This is a genomic window from Streptomyces similanensis (assembly GCF_039543625.1).
Taxonomy (GTDB): Bacteria; Actinomycetota; Actinomycetes; order Streptomycetales; family Streptomycetaceae; genus Streptomyces; species Streptomyces similanensis.
Map to the genome: position 1 here is coordinate 37,907 of NZ_BAABKC010000112.1, position 23,334 is coordinate 61,240.

26 protein-coding genes are annotated in these 23,334 nt (G+C 73.5%); 22 read left to right on the top strand and 4 right to left on the bottom strand.

All coding sequences use genetic code 11. The features are described from left to right. The first annotated feature begins 14 nt into the window (after window positions 1-14). Window positions 15-611: a GNAT family N-acetyltransferase gene (locus ABEB07_RS31500; protein WP_345671450.1), complete on the top strand. Its 597-nt coding sequence runs from the start codon at window positions 15-17 to the stop codon at window positions 609-611. 3 nt (window positions 612-614) lie between these two features. On the opposite strand, the gene ABEB07_RS31505 is transcribed toward ABEB07_RS31500, so the two are convergent. Both ABEB07_RS31505 and ABEB07_RS31510 read right to left on the bottom strand, forming a co-directional pair. After that, window positions 615-1,544 carry an arginase family protein gene (locus ABEB07_RS31505; protein ID WP_345671452.1) on the bottom strand — a complete coding sequence of 310 codons (930 nt, stop codon included), beginning with the start codon at window positions 1,542-1,544 and terminating at the stop codon, window positions 615-617. A 20-nt stretch (window positions 1,545-1,564) separates the two neighbouring features. After that, on the bottom strand, window positions 1,565-2,311 hold the full coding sequence (locus ABEB07_RS31510; RefSeq protein ID WP_345671453.1) for a sulfotransferase-like domain-containing protein: 747 nt from the start codon (window positions 2,309-2,311) through the stop codon (window positions 1,565-1,567). Between the two features lie 306 nt (window positions 2,312-2,617). On the opposite strand from ABEB07_RS31510, the gene ABEB07_RS31515 reads away from it, so the two are divergent. The 10 genes from ABEB07_RS31515 to ABEB07_RS31560 are packed head-to-tail and all read left to right on the top strand — an operon-like array spanning window position 2,618 to window position 12,190. Next, window positions 2,618-3,256 (top strand): hypothetical protein, encoded by a 639-nt coding sequence (locus tag ABEB07_RS31515; RefSeq protein WP_345671454.1) that lies wholly within the window; start codon window positions 2,618-2,620, stop codon window positions 3,254-3,256. Continuing rightward, window positions 3,253-4,284 carry a BtrH N-terminal domain-containing protein gene (locus ABEB07_RS31520; RefSeq protein WP_345671455.1) on the top strand — a complete coding sequence of 344 codons (1,032 nt, stop codon included), beginning with the start codon at window positions 3,253-3,255 and terminating at the stop codon, window positions 4,282-4,284. Before ABEB07_RS31515 ends, ABEB07_RS31520 begins: the two co-directional genes overlap by 4 nt. Further along, window positions 4,281-5,612 (top strand): DegT/DnrJ/EryC1/StrS family aminotransferase, encoded by a 1,332-nt coding sequence (locus ABEB07_RS31525; protein WP_176146876.1) that lies wholly within the window; start codon window positions 4,281-4,283, stop codon window positions 5,610-5,612. Before ABEB07_RS31520 ends, ABEB07_RS31525 begins: the two co-directional genes overlap by 4 nt. Then, entirely contained in the window at window positions 5,609-6,475 is an 867-nt protein-coding gene (locus ABEB07_RS31530) for a RimK family alpha-L-glutamate ligase (protein ID WP_176146875.1), read from the top strand. The genes ABEB07_RS31525 and ABEB07_RS31530 overlap by 4 nt, the downstream gene beginning before the upstream one ends. After that, window positions 6,472-7,494: an N-acetyl-gamma-glutamyl-phosphate reductase gene (gene argC / locus ABEB07_RS31535; protein ID WP_345671625.1), complete on the top strand. Its 1,023-nt coding sequence runs from the start codon at window positions 6,472-6,474 to the stop codon at window positions 7,492-7,494. Before ABEB07_RS31530 ends, argC begins: the two co-directional genes overlap by 4 nt. A 20-nt stretch (window positions 7,495-7,514) precedes the next feature. Next, window positions 7,515-8,393 carry a [LysW]-aminoadipate kinase gene (locus tag ABEB07_RS31540; protein WP_345671457.1) on the top strand — a complete coding sequence of 293 codons (879 nt, stop codon included), beginning with the start codon at window positions 7,515-7,517 and terminating at the stop codon, window positions 8,391-8,393. After that, window positions 8,390-9,490, top strand: a complete 1,101-nt coding sequence (locus tag ABEB07_RS31545) for a [LysW]-lysine hydrolase (RefSeq protein WP_345671459.1) — start codon at window positions 8,390-8,392, stop codon at window positions 9,488-9,490. The genes ABEB07_RS31540 and ABEB07_RS31545 overlap by 4 nt, the downstream gene beginning before the upstream one ends. Then, entirely contained in the window at window positions 9,487-10,017 is a 531-nt protein-coding gene (gene cysC / locus ABEB07_RS31550; protein WP_345671460.1) for an adenylyl-sulfate kinase, read from the top strand. The genes ABEB07_RS31545 and cysC overlap by 4 nt, the downstream gene beginning before the upstream one ends. Further along, window positions 10,014-10,922, top strand: coding sequence for a sulfate adenylyltransferase subunit CysD (gene cysD / locus ABEB07_RS31555; RefSeq protein WP_176146871.1), 909 nt, complete (start codon window positions 10,014-10,016; stop codon window positions 10,920-10,922). The genes cysC and cysD overlap by 4 nt, the downstream gene beginning before the upstream one ends. Continuing rightward, a complete protein-coding gene (locus ABEB07_RS31560; protein WP_345671463.1) occupies window positions 10,922-12,190 on the top strand; it encodes a sulfate adenylyltransferase subunit 1 in 1,269 nt (422 codons plus the stop codon). Before cysD ends, ABEB07_RS31560 begins: the two co-directional genes overlap by 1 nt. A 132-nt stretch (window positions 12,191-12,322) precedes the next feature. Here ABEB07_RS31560 and ABEB07_RS31565 read toward each other — a convergent pair whose 3' ends face one another. Next, window positions 12,323-12,892: a hypothetical protein gene (locus tag ABEB07_RS31565; RefSeq protein ID WP_345671464.1), complete on the bottom strand. Its 570-nt coding sequence runs from the start codon at window positions 12,890-12,892 to the stop codon at window positions 12,323-12,325. A gap of 152 nt (window positions 12,893-13,044) precedes the next feature. Here ABEB07_RS31565 and ABEB07_RS31570 point away from each other — a divergent pair, with 152 nt between their 5' ends. The 9 genes from ABEB07_RS31570 to ABEB07_RS31610 all read left to right on the top strand — a co-directional run bounded on the left by ABEB07_RS31570 (window position 13,045) and on the right by ABEB07_RS31610 (window position 21,130). Further along, window positions 13,045-13,725, top strand: coding sequence for a TetR/AcrR family transcriptional regulator (locus tag ABEB07_RS31570; RefSeq protein ID WP_425589114.1), 681 nt, complete (start codon window positions 13,045-13,047; stop codon window positions 13,723-13,725). A 314-nt stretch (window positions 13,726-14,039) separates the two neighbouring features. Then, complete coding sequence (locus tag ABEB07_RS31575) at window positions 14,040-14,801, top strand: DeoR/GlpR family DNA-binding transcription regulator (RefSeq protein WP_345671466.1); 762 nt, start codon at window positions 14,040-14,042, stop codon at window positions 14,799-14,801. 223 nt (window positions 14,802-15,024) lie between these two features. Then, window positions 15,025-16,389 (top strand): ABC transporter substrate-binding protein, encoded by a 1,365-nt coding sequence (locus tag ABEB07_RS31580; protein WP_425589115.1) that lies wholly within the window; start codon window positions 15,025-15,027, stop codon window positions 16,387-16,389. Window positions 16,390-16,471: 82 nt separating this feature from the next. Then, window positions 16,472-17,434, top strand: a complete 963-nt coding sequence (locus ABEB07_RS31585) for a carbohydrate ABC transporter permease (protein ID WP_345671468.1) — start codon at window positions 16,472-16,474, stop codon at window positions 17,432-17,434. Further along, complete coding sequence (locus ABEB07_RS31590; RefSeq protein WP_345671469.1) at window positions 17,434-18,318, top strand: carbohydrate ABC transporter permease; 885 nt, start codon at window positions 17,434-17,436, stop codon at window positions 18,316-18,318. The genes ABEB07_RS31585 and ABEB07_RS31590 overlap by 1 nt, the downstream gene beginning before the upstream one ends. Next, window positions 18,315-19,307, top strand: a complete 993-nt coding sequence (locus tag ABEB07_RS31595) for a zinc-dependent alcohol dehydrogenase family protein (RefSeq protein ID WP_164583436.1) — start codon at window positions 18,315-18,317, stop codon at window positions 19,305-19,307. The genes ABEB07_RS31590 and ABEB07_RS31595 overlap by 4 nt, the downstream gene beginning before the upstream one ends. Window positions 19,308-19,347: 40 nt before the next feature. Further along, on the top strand, window positions 19,348-19,827 hold the full coding sequence (locus ABEB07_RS31600) for a MerR family transcriptional regulator (RefSeq protein ID WP_345671470.1): 480 nt from the start codon (window positions 19,348-19,350) through the stop codon (window positions 19,825-19,827). Further along, on the top strand, window positions 19,760-20,812 hold the full coding sequence (locus tag ABEB07_RS31605) for an NADPH:quinone oxidoreductase family protein (RefSeq protein ID WP_345671471.1): 1,053 nt from the start codon (window positions 19,760-19,762) through the stop codon (window positions 20,810-20,812). Before ABEB07_RS31600 ends, ABEB07_RS31605 begins: the two co-directional genes overlap by 68 nt. Before the next feature lie 63 nt (window positions 20,813-20,875). Further along, window positions 20,876-21,130 carry a DUF6199 family natural product biosynthesis protein gene (locus ABEB07_RS31610; protein WP_345671472.1) on the top strand — a complete coding sequence of 85 codons (255 nt, stop codon included), beginning with the start codon at window positions 20,876-20,878 and terminating at the stop codon, window positions 21,128-21,130. Between the two features lie 16 nt (window positions 21,131-21,146). Here the strand turns inward: ABEB07_RS31610 and ABEB07_RS31615 are convergent, their stop codons facing one another. Beyond that, window positions 21,147-21,584, bottom strand: a complete 438-nt coding sequence (locus ABEB07_RS31615) for a VOC family protein (protein ID WP_176146861.1) — start codon at window positions 21,582-21,584, stop codon at window positions 21,147-21,149. A 257-nt stretch (window positions 21,585-21,841) separates the two neighbouring features. On the opposite strand from ABEB07_RS31615, the gene ABEB07_RS31620 reads away from it, so the two are divergent. After that, entirely contained in the window at window positions 21,842-22,414 is a 573-nt protein-coding gene (locus ABEB07_RS31620) for a dihydrofolate reductase family protein (RefSeq protein ID WP_345671473.1), read from the top strand. A 93-nt stretch (window positions 22,415-22,507) separates the two neighbouring features. Next, entirely contained in the window at window positions 22,508-23,113 is a 606-nt protein-coding gene (locus ABEB07_RS31625; RefSeq protein WP_345671474.1) for a class I SAM-dependent methyltransferase, read from the top strand. Window positions 23,114-23,334 lie beyond the last annotated feature (221 nt).

Genomic DNA, 23,334 nt, shown 5'->3' on the forward strand with positions numbered 1-23,334 from the left:
GCGCGGAGGAAGCCGTGAGCGAACCAGGCAAGGCGGCGGCCACGGTGGCCGGCCCCGCCGCGTGGGCGGACGTCGAGACGCTGCTCGGGCAGCGCGGATCGGTCAAGGGCTGCTGGTGCATGTTCTTCCGGCAGACGCCCCAGGAGCGGCGCACCGAGTGGGGCGAGGGCAACCGGCGGGCGCTGAAGGAACTGGTGGACGGCGGGCGCGCGCCCGGACTCGTCGTCCACCGCGACGGCGAACCGGCCGGCTGGTGCTCGGTCGCCCCGCGCGCCGAGTACTCCCGGCTGGACCGCTCCCCGGTCACCAAACCGGTGGACGACACGGAGGTGTGGTCGCTGGTCTGCCTCTACGTCCACCCCCGGCACCGGGGCGCGGGCGTCGCGCGCGAACTGGTGCGGGCGGCCGTCGAACACGCCCGCGGCCGGGGCGCCGCCGTGCTGGAGGCGTATCCGGTCGACGAGGCGCTGGGACCCGTGCCGACGGACGCCGCCTACCACGGGCTGGTCGGACTGCTCGCCGCCGAGGGCTTCGAGGAGGTCGCCCGGCGCACCCCGAAACGGCCCGTGATGCGGCTGCGGCTGCGGCCGGCGGACCGGGACGCGCGCTGAGGTTCAGGCCCCGCGCTCGCGTGCGTCCAGGGCGCTCTCCAGTGCGCCCGTCACCATGTCCACCAGGGTGCGGACCAGGTCGCCGCCGGGGTCACGGTCCGGGTTGACCTCGGTGACGACCAGCCCGGCCAGGTGCGCGGCCGAGCACAGTTCGGTGAGGCAGTCCCGGGCGACGTCCAACGGCAGCCCCTCGTTGAAGTGCGGGAAGTTGGCCAGCGGGAAGTCCACCGAGTCGATGACGTCGACGTCGAAGTGCAGCAGGAAACCGTCGTGGCCGGCGGTCAGCTCCTCGCGGGCCGCCCGGGCCGCCGACACCGGGTCCGCGCCGGGCGCCGTGATCTCCGTGCACGGGTGGGCGCGCAGCCCGTGCCGCGCCATCCGCTCACGGGCCGGGGCGCCCAGCTCCGCCGGCTCGTGCCCGAACGCCACGATCGCCGAGGCCGGCAGCAGCGGTGTGCGCGGCCCCGCCCGGTACAGCTCGGGCGCGCCCTCGCCGAGCAGATGGGAGAGGACCATCGTGTCCAGGACGCCCGAGCGGGTCGTCTCCGGGACGGAGAGGTCCAGGTCGCCGTCGAAGTACAGCAGTCCGGTCCGCGGCCGCCGGGCGACCTGGGCCGCGACCACGCCCAGGGTGACGGTGCAGTCGCCGCCCATCACCAACGGGAGCGCGCCCGCGTCGACGATCCCGCCCACCGCGACGGCGACCGCCTCGACGACCTCCACCACCCGGTCGAGGTTCTGGCTGGTGCGGCGGGCCGGGTCGGTGCGGAACGGGACCACGGGCAGGTCCCCGTGGTCCGTCACCTTCCACCCGGCCGCCGCCAGCCGCTCGGGCAGTCCCGCCGCCCGCAGGGCCGCCGGGGCCTTCTCCTGACCGGGGCCGTGCGTCCCGGCGCAGGACGGGACACCGAGCAGTGCGATCTCTGCGGCCACGGGCTCTCCCGGTCGTCTCGTCAGCGGCCCGAGACCCCCGGCACCGGCATCCGGTCGGCCTTGAGCGCCAGATAGTAGGGCAGATGATAGTCGGCGAACTCGGCCAGCAGCGGGTTGTTGTCCACGGTGTCCGCGTACGAGGAGGCCACCTTGGTGAAGCCGCTGGTACGGCTGGTCGACTCGTGCCAGGCGCTGGTGGAGCGCCACTCCTCGCGGAGCCCCGGCTGCCAGCTCAGCGCCTCGGCGCGGAAGTCGATGCCGACGGCCGCGCAGTAGGCGCGCACGGTCTCCTCGGGCGCGGCGAGCAGGTCGTCGGAGTCCACCACCACCGGGGTCCGGGAGGTGTGCGCCGCCACCGCGTCGTGGATCTCGCCGAGCCGGGCGACGCCGATCTCGTCCCGGGTGAGGGCGGGGTTGAGCGCGTAGTGCGAGGCGACGATCTCCGCGGGGTGCCGGATGATGAACGTGTGCTCGGCCTCGGCGAGGAACTCCGTGTCGGCGAGCAGCCCCGGGTAGTGGAAGTCGGTCGTGTCCTTGAAGAACACCGGTGTCCGCGCGGACAGTTCGCGCAGCGCGGCGATCAGTTCGGACTCGCTGTGCACCGTCCGTCCCGCGACGTCGGCCTTGCCGAAGTCGGCGACGTGCGAGAACGGCTCGTGCACCACCGTGTAGTCGCCCCGCTCCGCCATCATCCGGAGGAAGGCGGTCGAGCGGGAGCGCGGGGCGCTCCACAGGGCGAGGATACGGGAGGGTTCTCGGTCGGTCATCGGCTGCCCTTCCAGGTGGGGACGACGGTGCGGCCGATCGTAGGGCCATCGCGTCCGGCGCGGGCGGGGCCCCGGGGGTTTCGCGGCCCCGTCGTCCGGCCTCGTCATCGTCCTCGTTACGCGGCCGTCAACGGCTGTAGTCACGGCGTTGATCCGGCCGCTGCTGGGGTCAACGCGGCGGACCGGCGGCGCTCCTCATTCGAGCGGACGTGCGGGTGACCGCCGGCCCGTAGCGTGCTGGCATCAGGGCGCCGCGGTTGCGATCCGGTCGGCCGGGCGCGGAGGACGACCGTGGACGGAGATCGGGTGACAGCCTCGGCCATCGAACGTCCGGCCGGTGGAGGCGGGGAGACGGCGCTGCACGCCGTCAAGCGCTTCCTGCCGGTCCGGTTGGACAAGCACTGGAACAACCGGGCCGTCTCCGCGGTGGGGGAGACCGGCGCGGGCCGGTTCAACGTCTGGCGCAATTCCTTCCCCGCCGAGCACCTGCCCGCCCCGGGCGGCGAACTCGTCGTCGGCGACGTGCCGTACCGGTTCCCGCAGACCACCGCGGACGGCGACAACATCCGCTGTGCGGGCCAGTACCTGCCGCTGCCCGAGGGCCGCTACGACTGGATCCACCTGCTGGCCTCCGGCGAGCGGCGGGTGGAGAGCGAGCTGGCGCTGCACTTCGCCGACGGCGAGGTCGACTTCGAGGCGGTGCGCGTCTCGGACTTCTGGGCCGCTCCGGCCCGCTTCGGCGAGCGCGAGGCCGCCCGCACCCCGGTGATGCACTACCCGCACCACGTCCAGCAGGGCGTGGCGGCGGTGCTGTGGTCGCAGCGGGTGCCGGTCACCCGGATCGCGACCCTGCACGGCGTGCGCCTGCCGCGGCACATCGCCCTGCACGTGCTCGCGCTCACCCTGGAGTCGGTGGGCCCGGCCGCCCTGGACGGTGACCGGTGACCACCGCCCTCCTGCCCACCGCCGCCGGCCTGTGGTACCGCGATGTGATCAGCTGCCTGTGGGCCACCCTCGCCGAGAACATCGCCCGCGCCGGGGGCGCACCCCTCGACGTGCTGGGCCTGCACTGGGAGTTCCGCTTCCGGCCGGGCGACGTGCGCTCGGAGGAGTTCTACTTCGCCGGCGCCCACCCCGACGACGTGGCCCGCAGCATCGCGCCGTACCACGGCATCTCCTCGCGCTGGCACCGCGCGGCCGACGACGACGACCCGCTGGCGGAGCTGGCCGCTCTGACCGGCCGGGGGATGCTCCCCGTCGCGGCCGTGGACAACTTCCACCTGCCGTTCCGGCCGGCCTACGGGGACGTGCACGCCGCACACCTGATCGTCGTCCACGACGTGGACCGGGCGGCGGGCACGGTCACCGTCTCCGACGCCATGCCCCCGGCGTTCTCCGGGGTGATCGACGCCGCCGCCTTCCGCAGGTCCTGGGAGTCGGCGAACCCGAGCGACGAGCAGGACGCGTTCTTCAGCGACTCGCGGATCGACCGCCGCTACCTCACGGTCACCGTGGACGAACTGCCGCCCCTGGACCGCGGACTCCTCAAACGGGCGCTCGCCGCCGACGGCGAGCGGTTCGCCGAGGGCGACGAACGCGGCCCGGCGGGCGACTGGACCGGACTGCCGGGTCTGCGCCGCTTCCTGGACGACCTGCGCGAGGGCGCCGCCGCCGGCGAACCCGGCGCGCTGCGCGACGCGTATCCGTTCGGCTGGGGGATGCAGGCCCAGGCCGGCCTGCACGGCGAACTGCTGCGCCGCCTCGGCGTCGAGCACGACGTCCCGGAGCTGCGCGAGGCCGGCCGCCGGGTGGAGGCGGTCGCGCACGCCTGGACCGGCGTCCGGCTGTGCGCCGCCCACGGCCACCCCGACCCCCGCGCCGCCCTGCGCGAACTGCACGGGCACGCCGCCCGCCTGGAGGAGGCCTACCATCGCGGGGTCGCCGCGGTACACGATGCCTGGAGGGCCCTGTGAGCAGCGCCGACACCGCCCCCGCCGCCGACGCCAAGGCGCGTCGCCTGGCCGCGCTCGGCGGCCGCCCCGCCGTCCCGCGCGACCTGCGCAACCTGCCCTGGCCGGTGGTGACGGACGACGACCGCAAGGCCGTACTGGACACCCTGGACGGTGAGTCGCTGGTCTCCAACGCCGACGGGGAGACGCCCGTCAGCCGGCTGGAGCGGGCGTGGGCCGACCGCTGCGCCACCCGCTGGTGCGTGGGCACCTCCAACGGCACGACCGCGCTCCAGCTCGCCCTGGCCGCGCTCGGCGTCGGCCCCGGCGACGAGGTGATCGTGCCCGGGCTCAGCTTCATCGCCAGCGCGCTCGCCCCCGTCCACCAGATGGCGGTACCGGTCTTCGCGGACGTCGACCCGGTCACCTTCACCCTGGACCCGGCGGCGGTGCGCGCCGCGATCGGCCCCCGCACCGCCGCGATCCTCCCCGTCCACCTGCACGGCCACCCGGCCGACATGGACGCCCTCGGCGAACTGGCCGACCGGCACGGCCTGGCCGTACTGGAGGACGCGGCGCAGGCCCACGGCGCCCGCTACCGGGGCCGCCCGGTCGGCGGTCTGGGACGCGCGGGGGTGTTCAGCCTCCAGGTCACCAAGAACCTGCCCACCTGCGGCGAGGGCGGACTGCTGGTCACCGACGACGAGGAGGTGGCCCGCGCGGCACGGATGGGCCGCCAGTTCGGCGAGGTGATGGAGCCGGGCCGCGACCGCGACTACGTCTCCTACCGGCTCGGCTGGAACCACAAACTCAGCTCCGTGCAGGCCGCGTTCACCCTCAGCCAGCTGGACCGCTTCGACCGCTACGAGGCCGACCGGACCCGCAACGTCGAGGCGTTCCTCGCGCGCCTGGCCGAACTGCCCGGCCTGACCGTCCCGACCGTCGCCGAGGGCAGCACGCACGCCTGGCACATCCTGCGCTTCCGCCTCGACCCGCGGGCGGCCGGCCTGCCCGAGGAGGTCACCCCCGGCGCGTTCCGGGCCGCGGTGCACCGGCTGCTGCGCGCCGAGGGCGTGCCGGTCTCCCGCTACCAGCTGATGCCGCTGTCCGAGCAGAAGGTCTTCCAGGACCGCGTCGGCTTCGGCTCCGGCCACCCCTGGGCGGCACTGGACGGACCGCCGGCCGAGAACGGCGACCTGCCCGTCACCCGCGCCGTCGTCGAGGACTCCCTCACCCTCCAGAAGCGCCACCTCAACCCCGACGCCGGCGAGGCGCTCCAGCGGTACGCCGACGGCATCGAGAAGCTGTGGGCGAACCTGGACGTCGTGGCCCGGATGGCGGGCGCCTCATGACGTACGAGGTCCCCGAGGTCGCCGTGCTGGTCTCCCGGGTACGGGCCGAGGAGAAACGGCTGTTCGAGGCGCTGGAGCGCCGCTCGGTGCCCTGGGTGCAGCTCGACGCCCGCACCCTGCGCGGCTCCGCGCACCCCGGCCGGCCGCGCCCGCTGCCCGTCGTGCTGAACCGGGAGATCTCCCACACCCGGGCCTGCTACGGCGCCGAACTGCTGGAGGCAGCCGGACACGAGGTGGTGAACTCGGCCGCCGCGACCGCCCTGTGCGGGGACAAGTGGCGCACCAGCGTCGCGCTGGCCCGCGCCGGGCTGCCCACCCCGCGCACGGTGCTCGCCCTCACCCCCGAGGCCGCGCTCGACGCGCTGGACGAACTGGGCGGCCCCGCCGTCATCAAGCCGCTGGTCGGCTCCTGGGGACGGCTGGTCACCAGGATCATGGACCGCGCGGCCGCGGAGGCGGTGCTCGAGTACGTCGCGGCGCTGCCCTCACCCCAGTCGCACGTGGTGTACGTCCAGGAACTGGTCGAGAAGCCCGGCCGGGACATCCGGGTGGGCGTCGCGGGCGGCGAGGTGATCGGCGCGGTGTACCGCCGCTCGGACGGCTGGCGCACCAATGTGGCCCGCGGCGCGCACGTCGAACTGTGCGAGGACGCCGAGGAGTTCGGGCCGCTGGCGCTCGCCGCGGCACAAGCGGTCGGCGCGCGGATCGCGGGGGTCGACCTGATCGAGGACGCAGACGGGAGGCCGCAGGTGCTGGAGGTCAACGCCGGGCTGGAGTTCTCCGGACTCCAACGGGCGCTGGGGGAGCGGACGTCGGTCGCCGACGCGCTGATCGACGTGGTGCTGGGGAGGCGGCGGTGGTGACCCGGGTCGCGGTGGTCGGCGGCGCCGGCTACATCGGCGGAGACCTGATCCGCATCCTGCTGGGCCACCCCGAGGTGGAGCTGGTGGCGGCCACCTCGCGCACCCTGGCCGGCCGCAGGGTCGACGGCGCGCACCCCAACCTGCGCGGTCTCACCGACCTGACCTTCGTGGAGCCGGACCGGCTCGGCCGGTGCGACGTGCTGTTCACGGCCGTGCCGCACCGCGAGAGCATGGGACAGCTGGGCCGGTTCGCCGCCCTCACGGACCTGCTCATCGACCTCTCCGGGGACTTCCGGCTGCGTGACCCCGAGGTCTTCGCCGCGTACTACGGAGTCGAGCACACCGCCCCCGGCGAACTGGCCTCCTTCACACCGGGACTCCCGGAGCTGCACCGCAAGGAGCTGATCGGCGCGGACCGGATCAGCGTGCCCGGCTGCATGGCCACGGCCGCCGTCCTCGCCCTGCACCCGGCCGCTGTGGAGGGCCTGGTCACCGGTGAGGTGACGGTGGACGCCAGGACCGGTTCGAGCGGCTCCGGAGTCTCCGCGGGCGCCGAGAACCTGCACGCCGAACGCAGCGGCGCCCTCCGGGTGTTCGCACCGCACGGCCACCGCCACGAGGCCGAGATCGCCCAGGCGACCGGTCTGCCGACGCGGATGACGGCGACCGGCGTCGAGGCGGTGCGCGGCGTGCAGGTGCTGTGCCGGGTCGCGCTGGCCGACGGGGCGGACGAGCGCGCGCTGCGGGCCGCCTACCGGCGCCACTACGCGGACGAGCCGTTCGTCCGGGTCGTGGCGCACAAGCGCGGCCAGTACCGCTACCCGGAGCCCAAGCTGCTCTCCGGCTCCAACTTCTGCGACGTCGGCTTCGCCGTCGACCCCGCCGCCCGGCACGCCCTGCTGATCGGCGCGCTGGACAACCTGGTCAAGGGCGGCGGCGGAGGCGCGGTGCAGTCCATGAACGTGCGCATGGGCTGGCCGGAGCGGACCGGACTCGGCTTCCCGGGGCTGCACCCGTGACGTCCCAAGGGAGAACACCCGTGCCCGAACCCCTTCGGCCGCCCGCCCCCTCGGACCCGGCCGCGCCGCTGGTCGTGAAGGTCGGCGGCAACGCCTCCGTCGACCTCGACGCGGTCGCCGACGACATCGCCGACTACGCCCGCGCCGGCCGTCCGGTCGTCCTCGTGCACGGCGGCTCCGCGGAGATCGAACGGCTCGCGGAGCGCCTCGGGACACCGCTGCGCACCCTGGAGTTCCCCGGCGGCGTCACCAGCCGCCACACCGACCCGGCCACCCTGGAAGTGGTCCTGCTCGCCCTGGCCGGCGCCGTCAAGCCCCGGCTGGTCGCCCGGATCAACGCGGCCGGCGCCGTCGCCGTCGGCCTCACCGGACTCGACGGCGCCACCCTGCTCGCCAGGCGGAAGCGCAGCCTGCGCGCCCTGGTGGATGGCCGCCCCATGGTGGTCCGCGACGACCACAGCGGCCGGATCACCGAGGTGTCCACCGCGGTGCTCGGCCGGCTGCTCGCCGACGGCGCCGTACCGGTGCTCTCCCCGCCCGCGCTGGACGAGGACGGACACCCCGTCAACGTCAACGCCGACCGGGCCGCCGCCGCCGTCGCGGCCGCCCTCGGCGCCCACGCGCTCCTGCTGCTCACCGGAGCGCCGGGAGTGCTCGACGACCCGGACGACGAGGGCTCGCTGCTCGCCGAGTGCGCCCTGACCGCGTCCGGGCCGGTGCCGCACACCGGCGGCGGGATGGCGGTCAAACTGGCCGCCGCACGCGAGGCACTGCTCGCCGGGGTCCCCACCGTGCGGATCGCCGACGGCCGGGCCGCCCGCCCGGTCGGCGCCGCGGTCGCCGGGGCCGGGACCCGGATCACCCTGGAGACCCGGAGCAAGGAGGAGGCGAACCGATGAAGCTCGTGCACCAGGGTCAGGACGGTTCGGTCAGCGAGACCACCGCCCTCGGCGTGCTGCGCAGAATGCTGGAGATCCCCTCGCCCTCGTACCACGAGGCCGACCTCGCCGACTATCTGGTGAAGGGCCTGGAGGAACTCGGATTCCAGTCCTACATCGACCGCGTCGGCAACGTGATCGGCGAGATCGGCGCCGGCGACGGACCGGTGGTGATGCTCCTCTCGCACCTGGACACCGTGCCCGGGGAGGTGCCGGTGCGCTCGGAGGACGGCCGGCTCTACGGCCGCGGGGCGGTGGACGCCAAGGGGCCGCTGGCCACGATGATCTGCGCCGCCGCCGCACTGGCCGACCACCCCGGCCGGATCGTGGTCGTCGGCGCGGTCGAGGAGGAGACGCCCTGCTCCCGCGGCGCCATGCGGATCAGGGCGGAGATGCCGCGGCCGGACTACGTGGTGGTCGGCGAGCCGAGCGGCTGGTCGACGGTGGTCCTCGGCTACAAGGGCAAGCTCGACCTCCGCTACCGCGTCGAACGCCCGGCGACCCACCCCAGCAACCCCGAGCCCAAGGCGACCGAACTGGCCGCCGCGGCCTGGCGGGAGCTGCTGGACCTGCTGGGCCCGGACGCCGACCACGGCTCCTTCGACCGGCCCGGCGCCACCCTGTGCTCCTTCAACGGCGATCTGGTCGCCGCCGAGGCCGAGTTCAGCATCCGCACCCCGCCCGGCTTCGACTCCGAGGGCCTGGTGGAATCGCTGCGCTCCCGATGTCCCGAAGGGCAGCTGACCGTGGTCAACTCGGTCGCCGCCTGTCACGCCGGACGCGGCAGCGAGGTGGTCAGGGCGCTGTCCGTGGCCATCCGCGACCAGCACGCCCGGCCCACCATGAAGGTGAAGACCGCCACCTCGGACATGAACACCCTGGCCGAGGTGTGGGACGTGCCGATGGCCACCTACGGCCCCGGCGACAGCAGACTCGACCACGCGGACGACGAGCACATCATGATCGCCGACTATCTGCGCGGGATCGCGGTGCTCACCGCCGCCCTGCGCGAACTCGCCGCGCCCCCGGCCAGGACCAGGATGCGGGTGGTGCGATGAACGGCGCCACCGTCTGGCTGACGGGTCTGCCCAGCGCCGGGAAGTCGACGATCGCCCGCGCCCTGGCCGAACGGCTGCGCCCCGGCCGCCGCGTGGAGGTGCTGGACGGCGACGAGATCCGCGCGCACCTGTCGCCCGGCCTCGGCTTCAGCCGCGAGGACCGGATCGAGAACGTACGCCGCGTCGGCTGGCTCGCCCAGCTCCTAGCCCGCAACGGCGTCCTGGCCGTGGTGCCGGTCATCGCCCCCTACGCCGAGGCGCGCCGCGAGGTGCGCGCCGCCCACGAGGCCGCCGGCACCCCCTATCTGGAGGTGTACGTCGCCACCCCGCTCGACACCTGCGCGCAGCGCGACGTCAAAGGGCTCTACGCGCGCCGGGCGCGCGGCGAGCTGACCGGGCTCACCGGCGTCGACGACCCCTACGAGCCGCCGGAGGAACCCGAGTTGACCGTGGACACCCGCGGCTGTGCCCCCGCCGGGACGGCGGCGCAGGTGCACGCCGCCCTGCGGGAGAGGGGGCTCGCATGACGGTGACCGCCGAGGTGCGCACCGGGCTCGACCTGCTGGAGGCCGAGGCCGTGCACATCTTCCGGGAGGCCGTGGGCCAGGGCGAACGTCCGGTGCTGCTGTTCTCCGGCGGCAAGGACTCGATCGTCATGCTCCACCTGGCGCTCCGTGCCTTCACCCCCGCCCCCCTGCCGTTCGGCCTGCTGCACGTCGACACCGGCCACAACTTCCCGGAGGTGCTGGCGCACCGCGACCGCGTGGTGGACAAGCACGGGATACGTCTCACCGTCGCGTCCGTGCCCGGGTACCTGGCGGACGGCCGGCTCCAGGAACGCCCCGACGGCTCCCGCAACCAGCTCCAGACGCTCCCCCTGCTGGACGCCATCGCCGACGGGCGCCACGACACGGTGTTCGGCGGCGGGCGCCGCGACGAGGAGAAGGCCCGCGCCAAGGAGCGGGTGTTCTCGCTGCGCGACGCGTTCGGCCAGTGGGACCCGCGCCGGCAGCGCCCCGAACTGTGGTCGCTCTACAACGGCCGCCACCGTCCCGGCGAACACCTCAGGGTGTTCCCGCTGTCCAACTGGACCGAGCTGGACGTGTGGCAGTACATCGCCCGCGAGGGCATCGAACTGCCCGAGATCTACTACGCGCACCGGCGCCCGGTGTTCCGCCGGGACGGCATGTGGCTGACCCCGGGCGACTGGGGCGGCCCACGCGCGGGCGAGGAACTGACCGAGCGCACCGTCCGGTATCGCACCGTCGGGGACATGTCCTGCACCGGGGCGGTCGAGTCGGCGGCCCGCACCGTCGACGACGTGATCGCGGAGGTGGCCGCCTCCGAACTCACCGAGCGCGGCGCCACCCGTGCCGACGACCGGGTCGGAGACGCCGCCATGGAGGACCGCAAACGCGAGGGGTACTTCTGATGACGACCGTCACGGGCGGGCTGCTCAGGCTCGCCACCGCCGGCAGCGTGGACGACGGCAAGTCCACGCTGGTCGGACGGCTGCTGCACGACTGCCGGGCGATCTACGCCGACCAGTGGGCGGCGGTCGAGCAGGCCAGCCACCGGCGCGGCCACGACGGCGCCGATTTCGCCCTGCTCACCGACGGGCTGCGGGACGAGCGGGAGCAGGGCATCACCATCGACGTGGCGTACCGGTACTTCGCGACCGCCCGCCGCCGCTTCGTCCTGGCGGACACCCCGGGCCATGTGCAGTACACCCGCAACATGGTCACCGGCGCCTCCACCGCCCAGCTCGCCGTGATCCTCCTCGACGCCCGCCACGGCCTGGTCGAGCAGACCCGCCGGCACCTCGCGGTGACCGCGCTGCTCGGGGTGCCCGAGGTGGTGCTCGCGGTCAACAAGATGGACCTGGTCGGCTACGACGAGGACACCTTCCGGGGCCTGGCCGAGGAGTTCGCCCTCCTGTGCGCCCGGCTCGGGGCGGCGTCGGCCGTCGCCGTCCCGATCTCCGCGGTGCACGGGGACAACGTGGTCAACCGCTCGGAGCGGATGCCCTGGTACGACGGGCCGACCCTGCTCCGGCACCTGGAGGAGGCGCCGGTCGTGGAGACGGCGGCGGCCGCCCGGCTCCCGGTGCAGTACGTGATCCGGCCCCGCACCCCGGAGCACCCCGACTACCGCGGCTACGCCGGGCGTCTGGAGTCGGGCGCCCTCGCGGTCGGCCAGGAGGTGGTGGTGCTGCCCGCCGGGCACCGCACCACCGTCACCGGCCTCGACCGGCTCGGCCGGCCGGTCGACCGCGCCGTCGCGGGGGACTCGGTCACCGTGCTCCTCGCCGACGAGCTCGACGTGGCGCGCGGCGACCTGATCGCCCCGGCCGAGGCGGCGCCGACCCCGGTGGACGAGTTCGCCCTGACGGTCTGCCACCTCGCCGACCGGCCGCTCGGCGCCGGCGCCCGGGTCCTGCTGCGGCACGGCACCCGGGTGGTCCGGGCGATGGTCACCGAGCTGGTGGACCGCACCGACATCGGCACCCTGGCGGCCACCGCGCGACCGGCCGAACTGCGGGCCAACGACATCGGCACCGTCCGGGTCCGCACGGCCCAGCCCGTCGCCCCGGACCCCTACGAGGAGAACCGCGGCGGCGGCGCGATGCTCCTCGTCGACGACCAGTCCGGCGACGTCCTCAGCGCCGGGATGACCCGCCGCGAGGGCCTGCCGCACTGACCCGCGGGGAGGGCCCGCCGCACGCGACCCTCCGGGAGACGCCACCGCGCCGGCCCGGGCCGGCCCGCTTCCCGCGACGGACCGACACCGCCGCCAAAAGCGACCGGCCCCGCACCGCACCGGGCACGCACGTCAGCCCTCGCCGTGCGAGCGGGACAGGCGGAGTGCCGAGGCGAGGAAGAAGATTCCGCCGAGCGCGGCGTAGCCGGCGAGGGAGGTCAGCGACGGGGTGTCCTGTGCGGCGCTCCGGAGGAAGGACGCACCGGCCAGCACCGAGATGCCACCGCTGACGATCATGGCCCACTGGCCGCCCATCGATCGGCGCGCCACCCCCACGAGGAGCTGGACCAGGCCGGAGACGACCGCCCAGGCGCCCCAGACGCGCAGCACGTCGGCGACGCCCGAGGCGCCGGCGGCGGCGACGCCGACGGCGGCGAGCGCGCTGACGGCCATGTTGGCGTACAGGCCCTTGACCGGCCCGGCGGCGGTGCGCGCCGACCTGGCGTCGACGACGGCGGCGGCCACGTCGAAGGCGGGATAGAGGAACAGCAGCAGCCTGGCCCCGGCGGTGAGGTCGGAGCCGGACAGCACGAGGAGGACCGCCCAGACGGCGGCGAAGACGAAACGGACGAGATACAGGCGGCGCAGGGCGGGCGCGCCACCGACGTGCTCGGCGGAGCCGACGAATGCCGTGGGTTCCATGGGTTCCATGGGTTTCTCCAGGGGGTTGAGGGCGGATGCGAGCGGTACGACGCTCGGCCGTAGGTAGAGAGACCGTTCTCTCTTTTTGGTAGCCTGGCACATCCCGTACCCGTCACACAAGAGAGACCGTTCTCTCCGTTACGATGGCCGCTATGACACCGACGGCAGCAGGCACCGGCAGGAAAGTCTCCGCGGCCCGGGAGCGGCTCCTGGCGACCGCCGGTCAGCTCTTCTACGCGCACGGCATCCACACGGTGGGCGTCGACCGGCTGGTGGCCCAGGCGAAGGTCACCAACGCCACCTTCTACCGCCACTTCCCCAGCAAGGAGGATCTGGCGGTCGCCTACCTCGACGGCGTCGACCAGGCGATCCGCGCCCAGATCGACGCACTGACGGCCACGGACGCACCGCCCGGCGACGTCCTGCGGGGCATCGGCGCGTCCCTGGTCGAGCAGATCCGCTCGCCCGGCTACCGCGGCTGCGCCTTCCTCAACGCGGCCGCGGAGTTCCCGAGCCCCGACCATCCGGTCCACCGGGCCGTCGTGCGACACCGCGAGTGGTTCCTGCGCACGGTCACCGGACTGTTCGCCGACATCGCGGGCGCTTCCGCCGAGCACGCCGGCCGGCACTTCGTCATGCTCCGCGACGGCGCGATGAGCGCCGGCTACCTCGGCGATCCCGTCCTGGCCGGCGAAACCCTCCTGCGCGGCATCGAGGGCCTGCTGCGCGTGCACACCGCCCGCGGGCTCGACGAGGACGCCGTCCCCGGGTCCGACCTGCCGCCGGCGGCCACGGCGGTGCCCGACGTCGCCTGCTCGCCGCCCCGCGCGTAGCGGTCGGACCGATCAGGCAGGCCGGGCCGCGCCGCCCCGGCCGCGGCGGCCGTGCCTGGGCGGTGACGCGGCCGCGCCCCCGGTCCGCCGGACGCCCGAACCGGGCAGCCGAGGCGACGCACACGGGCAACAGCACGGAGGAGATCCCCGCCGTACGCGCCTGAACAGCGGCTCCGCGCCGCCCGCCCGGGCGACATCGGGCAGCTTCCGGCCCGCTCCGGGCCCGTCCCCGGTGAGGACCGGCCGGTATAAATGTGCGTCAGGACCGGGCGCACCGTGCCCGGACCGGTCGTACGGAAGCCGAGGTGAGTGCGATGAACGCCGCGGAGCGGCAGAGCCGGATCCTCGCGCTCGCGCGTCACCAGGGAAGCGTCGAGGTCACCACCATGGCCGCGGACCTGGCCGTCGCGCCGGAGACCATCCGGCGCGACCTCGGCGTCCTGGAACGCAGGGGCCTGCTCCGCCGCACCTGCGGCGGCGCCTACCCCGTCGAGGGCGCGGGTTTCGAGACGGGCCTCACCGAGCGGGAGACCCTGCACGTCAAGGACAAGCGCCGGATCGCCGCGGAGGCGGTCAGGCTTCTCGGTGACGCGGAGACCGTGTTCGTGGACGAGGGCTACACCCCCCAGCTCCTCGCCGCGCTCCTCCCCGGCGACCGGCCCCTGACCGTGGTCACCGCGTCCCTGTCCACCGCGGCCGCGATCGTGGACTCCCCGCAGCTCACCGTGTTGCTCCTCGGCGGCCGGGTCAGGGCGCGGACCCTGGCCACGGTGGGCTCCTGGGCCTGCGCCATGCTCGGGCGGTTCGTGATCGACCTGGCGTTCATCGGATCCAACGGCATCTCCCGGGAGCTGGGCCTGACCACCCCCGATCCGGTGGTGGCCGACGTCAAGGCCAAGGCGCTGGCCGTGTCGCGCCGGCGCGTGTTCATGGGACACCACAGCAAGTTCGGAGCGAGCAGCTTCTGCCGCTTCGCCGAGGTGGGTGACTTCGAGGCCGTCGTCACCGACACCGGACTGTCCAGCGCCGAGGCGCACCGCTACTCACTGATGGGACCCCGCGTCCACCGGGTCTGACCCGCTCATCCCGCCCCCCACCCGCCGCGTACGGCTCCGCCGAAGCCGTACGGCGACACCGCCGTGCCCGCACGGCCGCGACGCACCGTCCGACGCCCCCACCACCGACCGTCCGACGCCCCCTCCCGCTCACCGTCCGCCGCCCCCACCACCGTCCGACGGCCCCCGCACCTCCTCCTCGCCCTTCGCCGCCCCCACCCGTCCGTTCACGAAAGGGACGATCATGACTTCACGACCGACCGGTCCACGCACCGCCGTGCCGTTGTGCGCGCTGGCCATGTGCGGCGCCCTGCTCACCGCGTGCGCGGGCGCCGGCGGCGCGCAGGGCGGCTCCGGCGCGCACTCCCTCAACGTACTGATGGTGAACAACCCGCAGATGGCGGACCTCCAGAAGCTGACGGCCGCTCACTTCACCAAGGAGACCGGCATCAAGGTGAACTTCACGGTGCTGCCGGAGAACGACGTCCGCGACAAGATCAGCCAGGACTTCTCCAGCCAGGCCGGTCAGTACGACGTGGCGACGATCAGCAACTACGAGACGCCGATCTACGCCCAGAACGGCTGGCTCGCCCCACTGAGCGGGTACGCGCGGAAGGACACCGCCTTCCAGCAGAACGACATCCTGCCCGCCCTGCGGGAGTCCTTGACGGTGTCCGGCAAGGTGTACGCCGAGCCGTTCTACGGTGAGTCGTCCTTCCTGATGTACCGCAAGGACGTCTTCGCGAAGAAGGGGCTGACCATGCCGGCCCACCCCACCTGGCAGCAGGTGGCCGCCCTCGCCGCCGAGGCCGACGGCGCCGAACCCGGCATGAAGGGCATCTGCCTGCGCGGCCTGCCGGGCTGGGGCGAGGTGATGGCCCCGCTGACCACCGTGGTCAACACCATGGGCGGCACCTGGTTCGACAAGGACTGGAAGGCCCAGGTCGACAGCCCCGCCTTCACCAGGGCGACCGAGTTCTACGTCGACCTCGTGCGCGCCCACGGGGAGAAGGGCGCCCCGCAGTCCGGGTTCGCCGAGTGCCTCAACGACGTCGAGCAGGGCAAGGTCGCCATGTGGTACGACGCCACCTCCGCCGCCGGGTCGCTCGAAGCCGGCGGGTCGCCGGTGGCCGGGAAGATGGGATACGCGCCCGCGCCGGTCGACCGGACCAAGAGCTCGGGCTGGCTCTACACCTGGGCCTGGGGCCTGCAGAAAGCGAGCAAGAACCAGGACGACGCCTGGAAGTTCATCTCCTGGGCGTCGAGCAAGAAGTACGAGGAGTTGGTGGGCAAGCAGCTCGGCTGGTCCCGGGTCCCGGCGGGCAAGCGGGCCTCCACCTACGCCAACCCGCGGTACGTCGCAGCGGCGTCCGCCTTCGCCGGGGCCACCGCCGACGCCCTGAAGTCCGCCGACCCCGGCGACCCCGGGGTGCAGCCCCGCCCCGCCCCCGGCATCCAGTTCGTCGGCATCCCCGAGTTCACCGACCTGGGCACGCAGGTCTCCCAGCAGATCAGCGCCGCCATCGCCGGGAGGACCAGCGTCGAGCAGGCGCTGAGGACCAGTCAGGCACTCGCCGAGAAGGTCGCCGCCCGGCACGCGGACAAGTGACCCCTCCCGATCCCCCCGACGTTCCCGGACTCCCCACCCTGCCAGGCGGGTTGCGGACACGGGAGCACAGCGGAGGCACACGATGACCCTCACACCCTCGCTCACCGGGCGCACCCGCACACCGCGGACCGCGCGACGCTCCGCACGCCCGCGCCGGGCCCGTGGGACGTGGGCCCGGCGGGCCCCGCTGCTGCCGGCCCTCCTCTTCATGATCGTCGTCACCCAGCTGCCGTTCGTCGGCACCGTGGCGATCTCGTTCATGCGCTGGAACGCCCTCGACCCCGACGACCGGGCCTTCACGGGCCTGCGGAACTACCAGGAGGCCGTCACCGACCCGGAGTCGCGCTCCGCCCTGCTGACGACCGTCACGCTCACGGTGACCGTGGTGCTGGTCAGCCTGGTGCTGGGCCTGGCGCTCGCCCTGCTGCTCGACCGCCGCTTCCGCGGCCGCGGCATCGTCCGCACCCTGCTGATCACACCGTTCCTCGTCGTGCCGGTGGCCTCCGCGCTGCTGTGGAAGCACGCGCTGTACAACGCCACCTACGGGCTGATCAACGGCTCGCTGACCTGGCTGTGGAGCCTGTTCGGCAGCGACGACCCGCCGCAGCCCGACTGGCTGTCCTCGCTGCCGCTGCTGTCGGTGGAGGCGTCGCTGATCTGGCAGTGGACGCCGTTCATGATGCTGATCCTGCTGGCCGGACTGCAGAGCCGCCCCCTGGACGCCGTCGAGGCGGCCCGCGTGGACGGAGCGAGCACCTGGCAGGTCTTCCGCTACCTCACCTTCCCGCACCTGCGCCGCTATCTGGAGCTGGCCGCGCTGCTCGGCGGCATCTACGTGGTGCAGAACTTCGACGCCGTCTTCACCCTCACCGGCGGCGGCCTGGACACCGCCAACCTGCCCTACGCCGTCTACGAGACCTTCTACCAGGCGCACGACTACGGGCAGGCCTCCGCGGAGGGCGTCCTGGTCGTCCTGTGCTCCCTGCTCGTCGGCAGCTTCGCGCTCCGGACGGTCTCGACCCTGCTCCGAGAGGAGACGCGCTGATGGCCGCGACCCACGCCCCCCGCACCACCGCCCCCCGCGCCCCGTACGGCCCCGGCGCCGCGGCCCGCCGCCGGCGCGGCGCACTCGGTCTGCTGGCCTGGCTCTGCGGCGTCGTGTTCTTCCTCCCGGTGGCCTGGATGGTCCTCACCTCGCTGCACGGCGAGTCCGACGCCGCCACCAACCCGCCGAGCCTCGCGGCGCCGCTGACCCTCCAGGGCTACCGGGAGTTCTTCGGCGCGAGCACCGGCGTCTCCCCCTGGCCGCCGCTGATCAACTCGCTCTCCGCGAGCCTCCTCTCGACGCTCCTGGTGCTGGTGCTGTCCATTCCGGCCGCCTACGCGCTGTCCATCAAGCCGGTGCGCAAGTGGACGGACGTCATGTTCTTCTTCCTGTCCACCAAGATGCTGCCCGCGGTGGCCGGACTGCTGCCGGTCTATCTGATTGCCCGCGACACCGGCCTGCTCGACAACATCGCGCTGCTCGTCGTCCTTTACACCTCGATGAACCTGCCGATCGCGGTGTGGATGATGCGTTCGTTCCTCGCCGAGGTCCCGGTCGAGATCCTGGAGGCGGCCTCCATCGACGGCGCCGGACTGCCTACCGTCCTGGCCCGGATCGTCGCGCCGGTCGTCGCCCCCGGCATCGCGGCCACCTCGCTGATCTGCTTCATCTTCAGCTGGAACGAACTGCTCTTCGCACGGGTGCTCACCGGCGTCGTCGCCGGCACCGCGCCCGTGTTCCTCACCGGCTTCGTCACCAGCCAGGGCCTCTTCCTGGCCAAGGTGTGCGCCGCCGCCGTCTGCGTCTCCCTGCCGGTCCTCGTCGCCGGATTCGCCGCCCAGGACAAACTCGTCCAGGGCCTGTCCCTTGGAGCAGTCAAGTGAAAGCCGCTGTCATCAGCTCACCCGGCCAGGTCGGCGTCGAGACCGTCGACGATCCCGCGCCCGGCCCCGGTCAGGTCGTGGTCGAGGTCGCGGCCTGCGGCCTGTGCGGGACCGATCTCCACATCCTCCAGGGCGAGTTCGCGCCCACCCTGCCCATCGTCCCCGGGCACGAGTTCGCCGGCGAGGTCGTCGCGCTGGGCGCCGGGGTCCGCGGCCTGGCCGTCGGCGACCGGGTCGCCGTCGACCCCTCCCTGCACTGTCACACGTGCCACTACTGCCGTATCGGGCGCGGAAACATGTGTGAGCGCTGGAACGCCATCGGCGTCACCGTCCCCGGCGGCGCGGCGCAGTTCGCGGTCGCTCCCGCGGCCAACTGCGTGAAGCTCCCCGAACACGTGCGCACCGAGGACGCCGCCCTCATCGAACCGCTGTCCTGCGCGGTGCGCGGCTACGACATCCTGCGCGGCGCCCTCGCCAGCCATGTGCTGATCTACGGCTCGGGCACCATGGGCCTGATGATGCTGGAGCTGGCCAAGCGCACCGGGGCGGCCACGGTCGACATGGTCGACGTCAACGCGGACCGGCTCGCCACCGCCCGCACCCTCGGCTGCACCGACGCGGCGACCTCCGCCGACGCCCTCGACCGCCCGCGCGGCTGGGAGGTGGTCATCGACGCCACCGGCAACGCCCAGGCGATCCAGGACGCTTTGGGCCGGGTCGGCAAGGGAGGCACGTATCTCCAGTTCGGCGTCGCCGACTACGCGACCCGGGCCACCATCGACCCGTACCGGATCTACCACGAGGAGATCACCATCACCGGCTCGATGGCGGTCCTGCACAGCTACGAACGCGCCGCCGAGCTGTTCGCCGGCGGTGTGCTCGACCCGGACGTCTTCATCAGCGACCGGCTGCCGCTGGCCGACTACGCCGAGGCCCTGCGGCAGTTCCAGGCCGGCAAGGGCCGGAAGATCCAGGTCCTGTGCCGCTGACGCCGGAACATCGCGGTCGTCCCGCACGTTGGCCGTGAACATGAAGATCGGTGAGGCTTCGCGTGCCAGCGGTGTGAGTGCGCGCTCGTTACGGCACTACGAGGACGAGGGCCTGATCGTCCCCGGCCGGTTCGGCAACGGGTTCCGCGACTACTGCCAGTCCACCGTCGACCGGGTGCTCGTCATCCGCTCACTGCTGGAGTCCGGGCTGCCCGTGCGGCTGATCAGGGAGGTCCTGCCCGGCCTCACCGACCCGCCGGACGCCGGCGCCGACGTGGTGTGCGCGGAGTTCCTGCACGAGGTGCGCGACTACCGCGACCGGCTCGCCGCCCGCATCGCCGCGCTCGGCGAGCAGCAGGCGGCGCTCGACGCCTACCTCCGGCAGGCCGACGGCACCGGTCCGCGGCCGCCGCTTGACCTTGACACCAGTGTCAGGCTTCTACGTTCGGCCCATGGAGATCACAGAGATCACGCAGATCACGGAGACGACGGAGATCGACGGGCAGCGGCACAGCGCTGAGCGGACGATGCGAGCACTGGTCCAGCGGTCGCACCGGGGCCCGGGGGACCTGACCCTGAGGACCGATCGGCCCCGTCCGGTCCCGGGGCCCGGCGAGTACCTCGTCCGGGTGGGCGCCGCCGGGGTCAACTTCGCCGACGTGACGCAGACGCACGGAACGTACGGCGGGGGCCCGCGGGCACCCTACCCGGCGGGCTTCGAGGCCGCGGGCGAGATCGTGGGCGTCGGCCCGGACGTCGAGGACCCGCTCCCGCTCGGCGCCCGCGTCGTCGGCACCGGCCCCGGCGCCTTCGCGCAGTACATGACGATGCCGGCCGCGGGCGTGCTCCCGGTGCCCGCCGGCTGGAGCGACGCCGAGGCGCTCGGCCTGGTGCTGAACTGGGCCACCGCCCTGGCCGCGCTGAAGCCGCTGGGCGAGATCAAGGCGGGTGAGGCGGTCCTCGTGCACGCCGCGGCCGGCGGCGTGGGGCAGGCCGCCGTCCGCCTCGCCCGCCACTACGGCGCGCGGGTGATCGCCACGGCGTCACCGGCCAAGCACGACACCGTCAGGGCGCTCGGCGCCGACGAGGTCCTGGACAGCCGCCGCCCCGACCTGGCCGAGGAGATCGCCCGCCTGACCGGCGGCGTCGACCTGGTCCTGGAATCAGTGGGCCGGGCCACGTTCGAGACCAGCCTGTCGGTCGCCAAGCCCTTCACCGGACGCGTCGTCGTCTTCGGCGCCGCGTCCGGCGAGGCCACGGTGACCACACATGAGTTGATCTTCACCCATCAGGTGCAGATCAAGGGCCTGCACATCGGCGCGCTGGCGACCGCGGCGCCCTCGCTCCACCGGTCGCTGCTCGCCGAGATCGATACCCTCATCGCCCACGGCGTGTACCCGCCCGGCAAGCCGCACGTCCATCCCCTGGCCGAGGGCCCGGCGGTGCTGCGTCAGCTCGAAGCCGGCCGGACCAGCGGCAAGCACGCCCTCGACCCCTGGCGTTGAACGCGCGGCCGTGCGACGTTTCCTGACGGCCTATCAGGGAATTCGCGGGACATGGATCACGGTATGACAGTGCGGACGGCGTCCGAAGGCGGTACGTCCGGTCCTGTCCTCATCCCCATTCTGTGTCTGCTCCTCGTCATGGGACTGGTGCAGGTCATACGGCCGCAGTTGCTGTGGCGGTTGAACAGCCGGCTCCAGCGGGGATGGGTGAAGAACCCCGAAGCGACCGAGCCCACCCGTAAGGGGTACGCGGTGCAACGGGTGTCGGGAGTGCTGTTCCTGGCCGGCGTCGTGTGGATGCTCGTCCTGCAGTTCTGACGCGACGCCGGAACACTCAGCTCCTCTTCAGTTCCTCGGCGAGCATCACGATGATGCCGCTGGGACCGCGGACGTAGGTGAGCTTGTAGACGTCCTGGTAGTTGGCCACGCCGCGCAGCGGACGGCATCCGTGTCTCGCGGCCGTCTCCAGGGCCGCGTCGATGTCGTCGACCTTGAACGCGACGCGATGCATGCCGATCTCGTGGGGGCGGGTGGGCTCCGACTCGATCGCCTCGGGGTGGAGGTACTCGAAGAGCTCCAGGCGGCCGTGCCCGTCCGGCGTCCGGAGCATCGCGATCTTGGCGTGATTGCCGTCGAGGCCGACGGCGGTGTCGGTCCACTCACCGCTGACCGTGTCACGGCCGACGACCGTGAGGCCGAGATCGGTGAAGAAGGAGATCGCTGCCTCGATGTCGCGCACGGCGATGCCGACGTTCTCTAAGGTGATGGCCATGCGCCGCATGCTATCGAGCCGGGCCGACCGGACGCCGGCAAGGACGCGGCCGCGCACCGGACGTCGTCGGCCCCGGCACGGAGAGCCCCCCGCCGATACGTCCGCCGAGACGGCGGGAAGAGAGCGGGCGCGGACCGATGAGTTCCTCCGTGATCGGCGGTCACAGCTCATGGTCGGTGCGCCGCGGCCGCGGGAGCGGTCGAGGCGTGCACCGGCCCGACCCGCGAGAACCGCCACGAGACACCGAGGAACCCTTCATGCGCACCCTCATCAGCACCGCCTTCATCTCGCTCGACGGCGTCGTGGAGGCCCCGGGCGGCGAGCCCGGCTACCGGAACTCCGGCTGGACCTTCAAGGACGTCGCGTTCCTCCCCGAGGCGTTCGAGCTCAAGGGCCGGGAGCAGAGCGAAGCCACCGCGATGCTGCTGGGCCGGACCAGCTACGAGTCGTTCAGCCAGGTGTGGCCTGACATGGCGGACTTCGCCGACTACAAGGCGATGCCGAAGTACGTCGTCTCCACCACCCTCGCCGAGGGCGACCTGGTGACGAACTGGGGCGAGACGACGATCCTGCGCTCGCTCGACGAGGTCGCCGCCCTGAAGGAGACCGAGGGCGGCCCGATCATCGTCCACGGCAGCGCCGCCCTGAACCGGAGCCTCTCGGACGCCGGCCTGATCGACCGCTACCACCTGCTCGTCTTCCCGCTGCTGCTCGGCGCGGGCAAACGCCTGTTCAGCGCCACGGACAAGGACACCCAGAAGCTGAAGCTGGTCGAGCACGAGGCCTACGCCAACGGCCTGCAGAAGAACGTGTTCGACGTCGTCCGCTGACACGGCTCCCGCATCCGCCCGGCCGTCCCGTCGCCGGCCGGTCCGCCCGCCCGCCTTCTCCGAGCGGTCGCGCCCCGACCTATAGTCGGGCGCATGAGCCGTTGGAACGAGCTGACCGGAGCCACGTCCGGGGAAGAGTACGCCGCGCGGTTCGCGGCCCTGGCCCGCGGCGGCGAGGACGTGCACGGCGAGGCACGGTTCTGCGCGGCCCTGGTGCCGGCCGGAGCGCGGGTGCTGGACGCCGGGTGCGGCACCGGACGGGTCATGATCCGGCTCGCGGAACTCGGGTACGACTGCGTCGGGGTGGACCTCGACGCGTCGATGCTGGCGGTGGCGCGCGAGCAGGCGCCGCACCTGCCGTGGTTCCACGCCGACCTGGCCGCGTTCGAGCCGGCCCGGCTCGGCGTCGCGGGCGACTTCGACCTCGTCGTCGCCGCGGGCAACATCTTCCCGCTGCTCGCCCCCGGCACCGAGGCCACGGTGGTCGGGCGGCTGTCCGCGGCCCTGCGCCCGGGCGGTCTGCTGGTCGCCGGTTTCGGCCTGGACCGGGCCCACCTGCCGGTGCCGCCCGGCATCACGCTGCCGGAGTACGACGACCACTGCGCCGCGGCCGGACTCACCCTCGTGGACCGCTTCGCCACCTGGGACGCCGCCCCCTACGACGGCGGCGGCTACGCCGTCAGCGTCCACCGCCGCTGAGGAACGCCCGACCACCCCGAACCCGCCGCACACCCGGAACACCCGGAACACCCCGAACACCCCGGCGCCCGGCCGGACATGCCGTCGCGCGCGACCCGCGCCGGGCCGCCGTCCGGGTCGTTCGAGGCGCCCCGGCCGAGCGGCCCGCGCCCCTCGTCGCCCCGCCGCACGGCGAACGCCTCGGCGACGGTTCGCTGGACCGGGTGACCGCCGCACCGCCG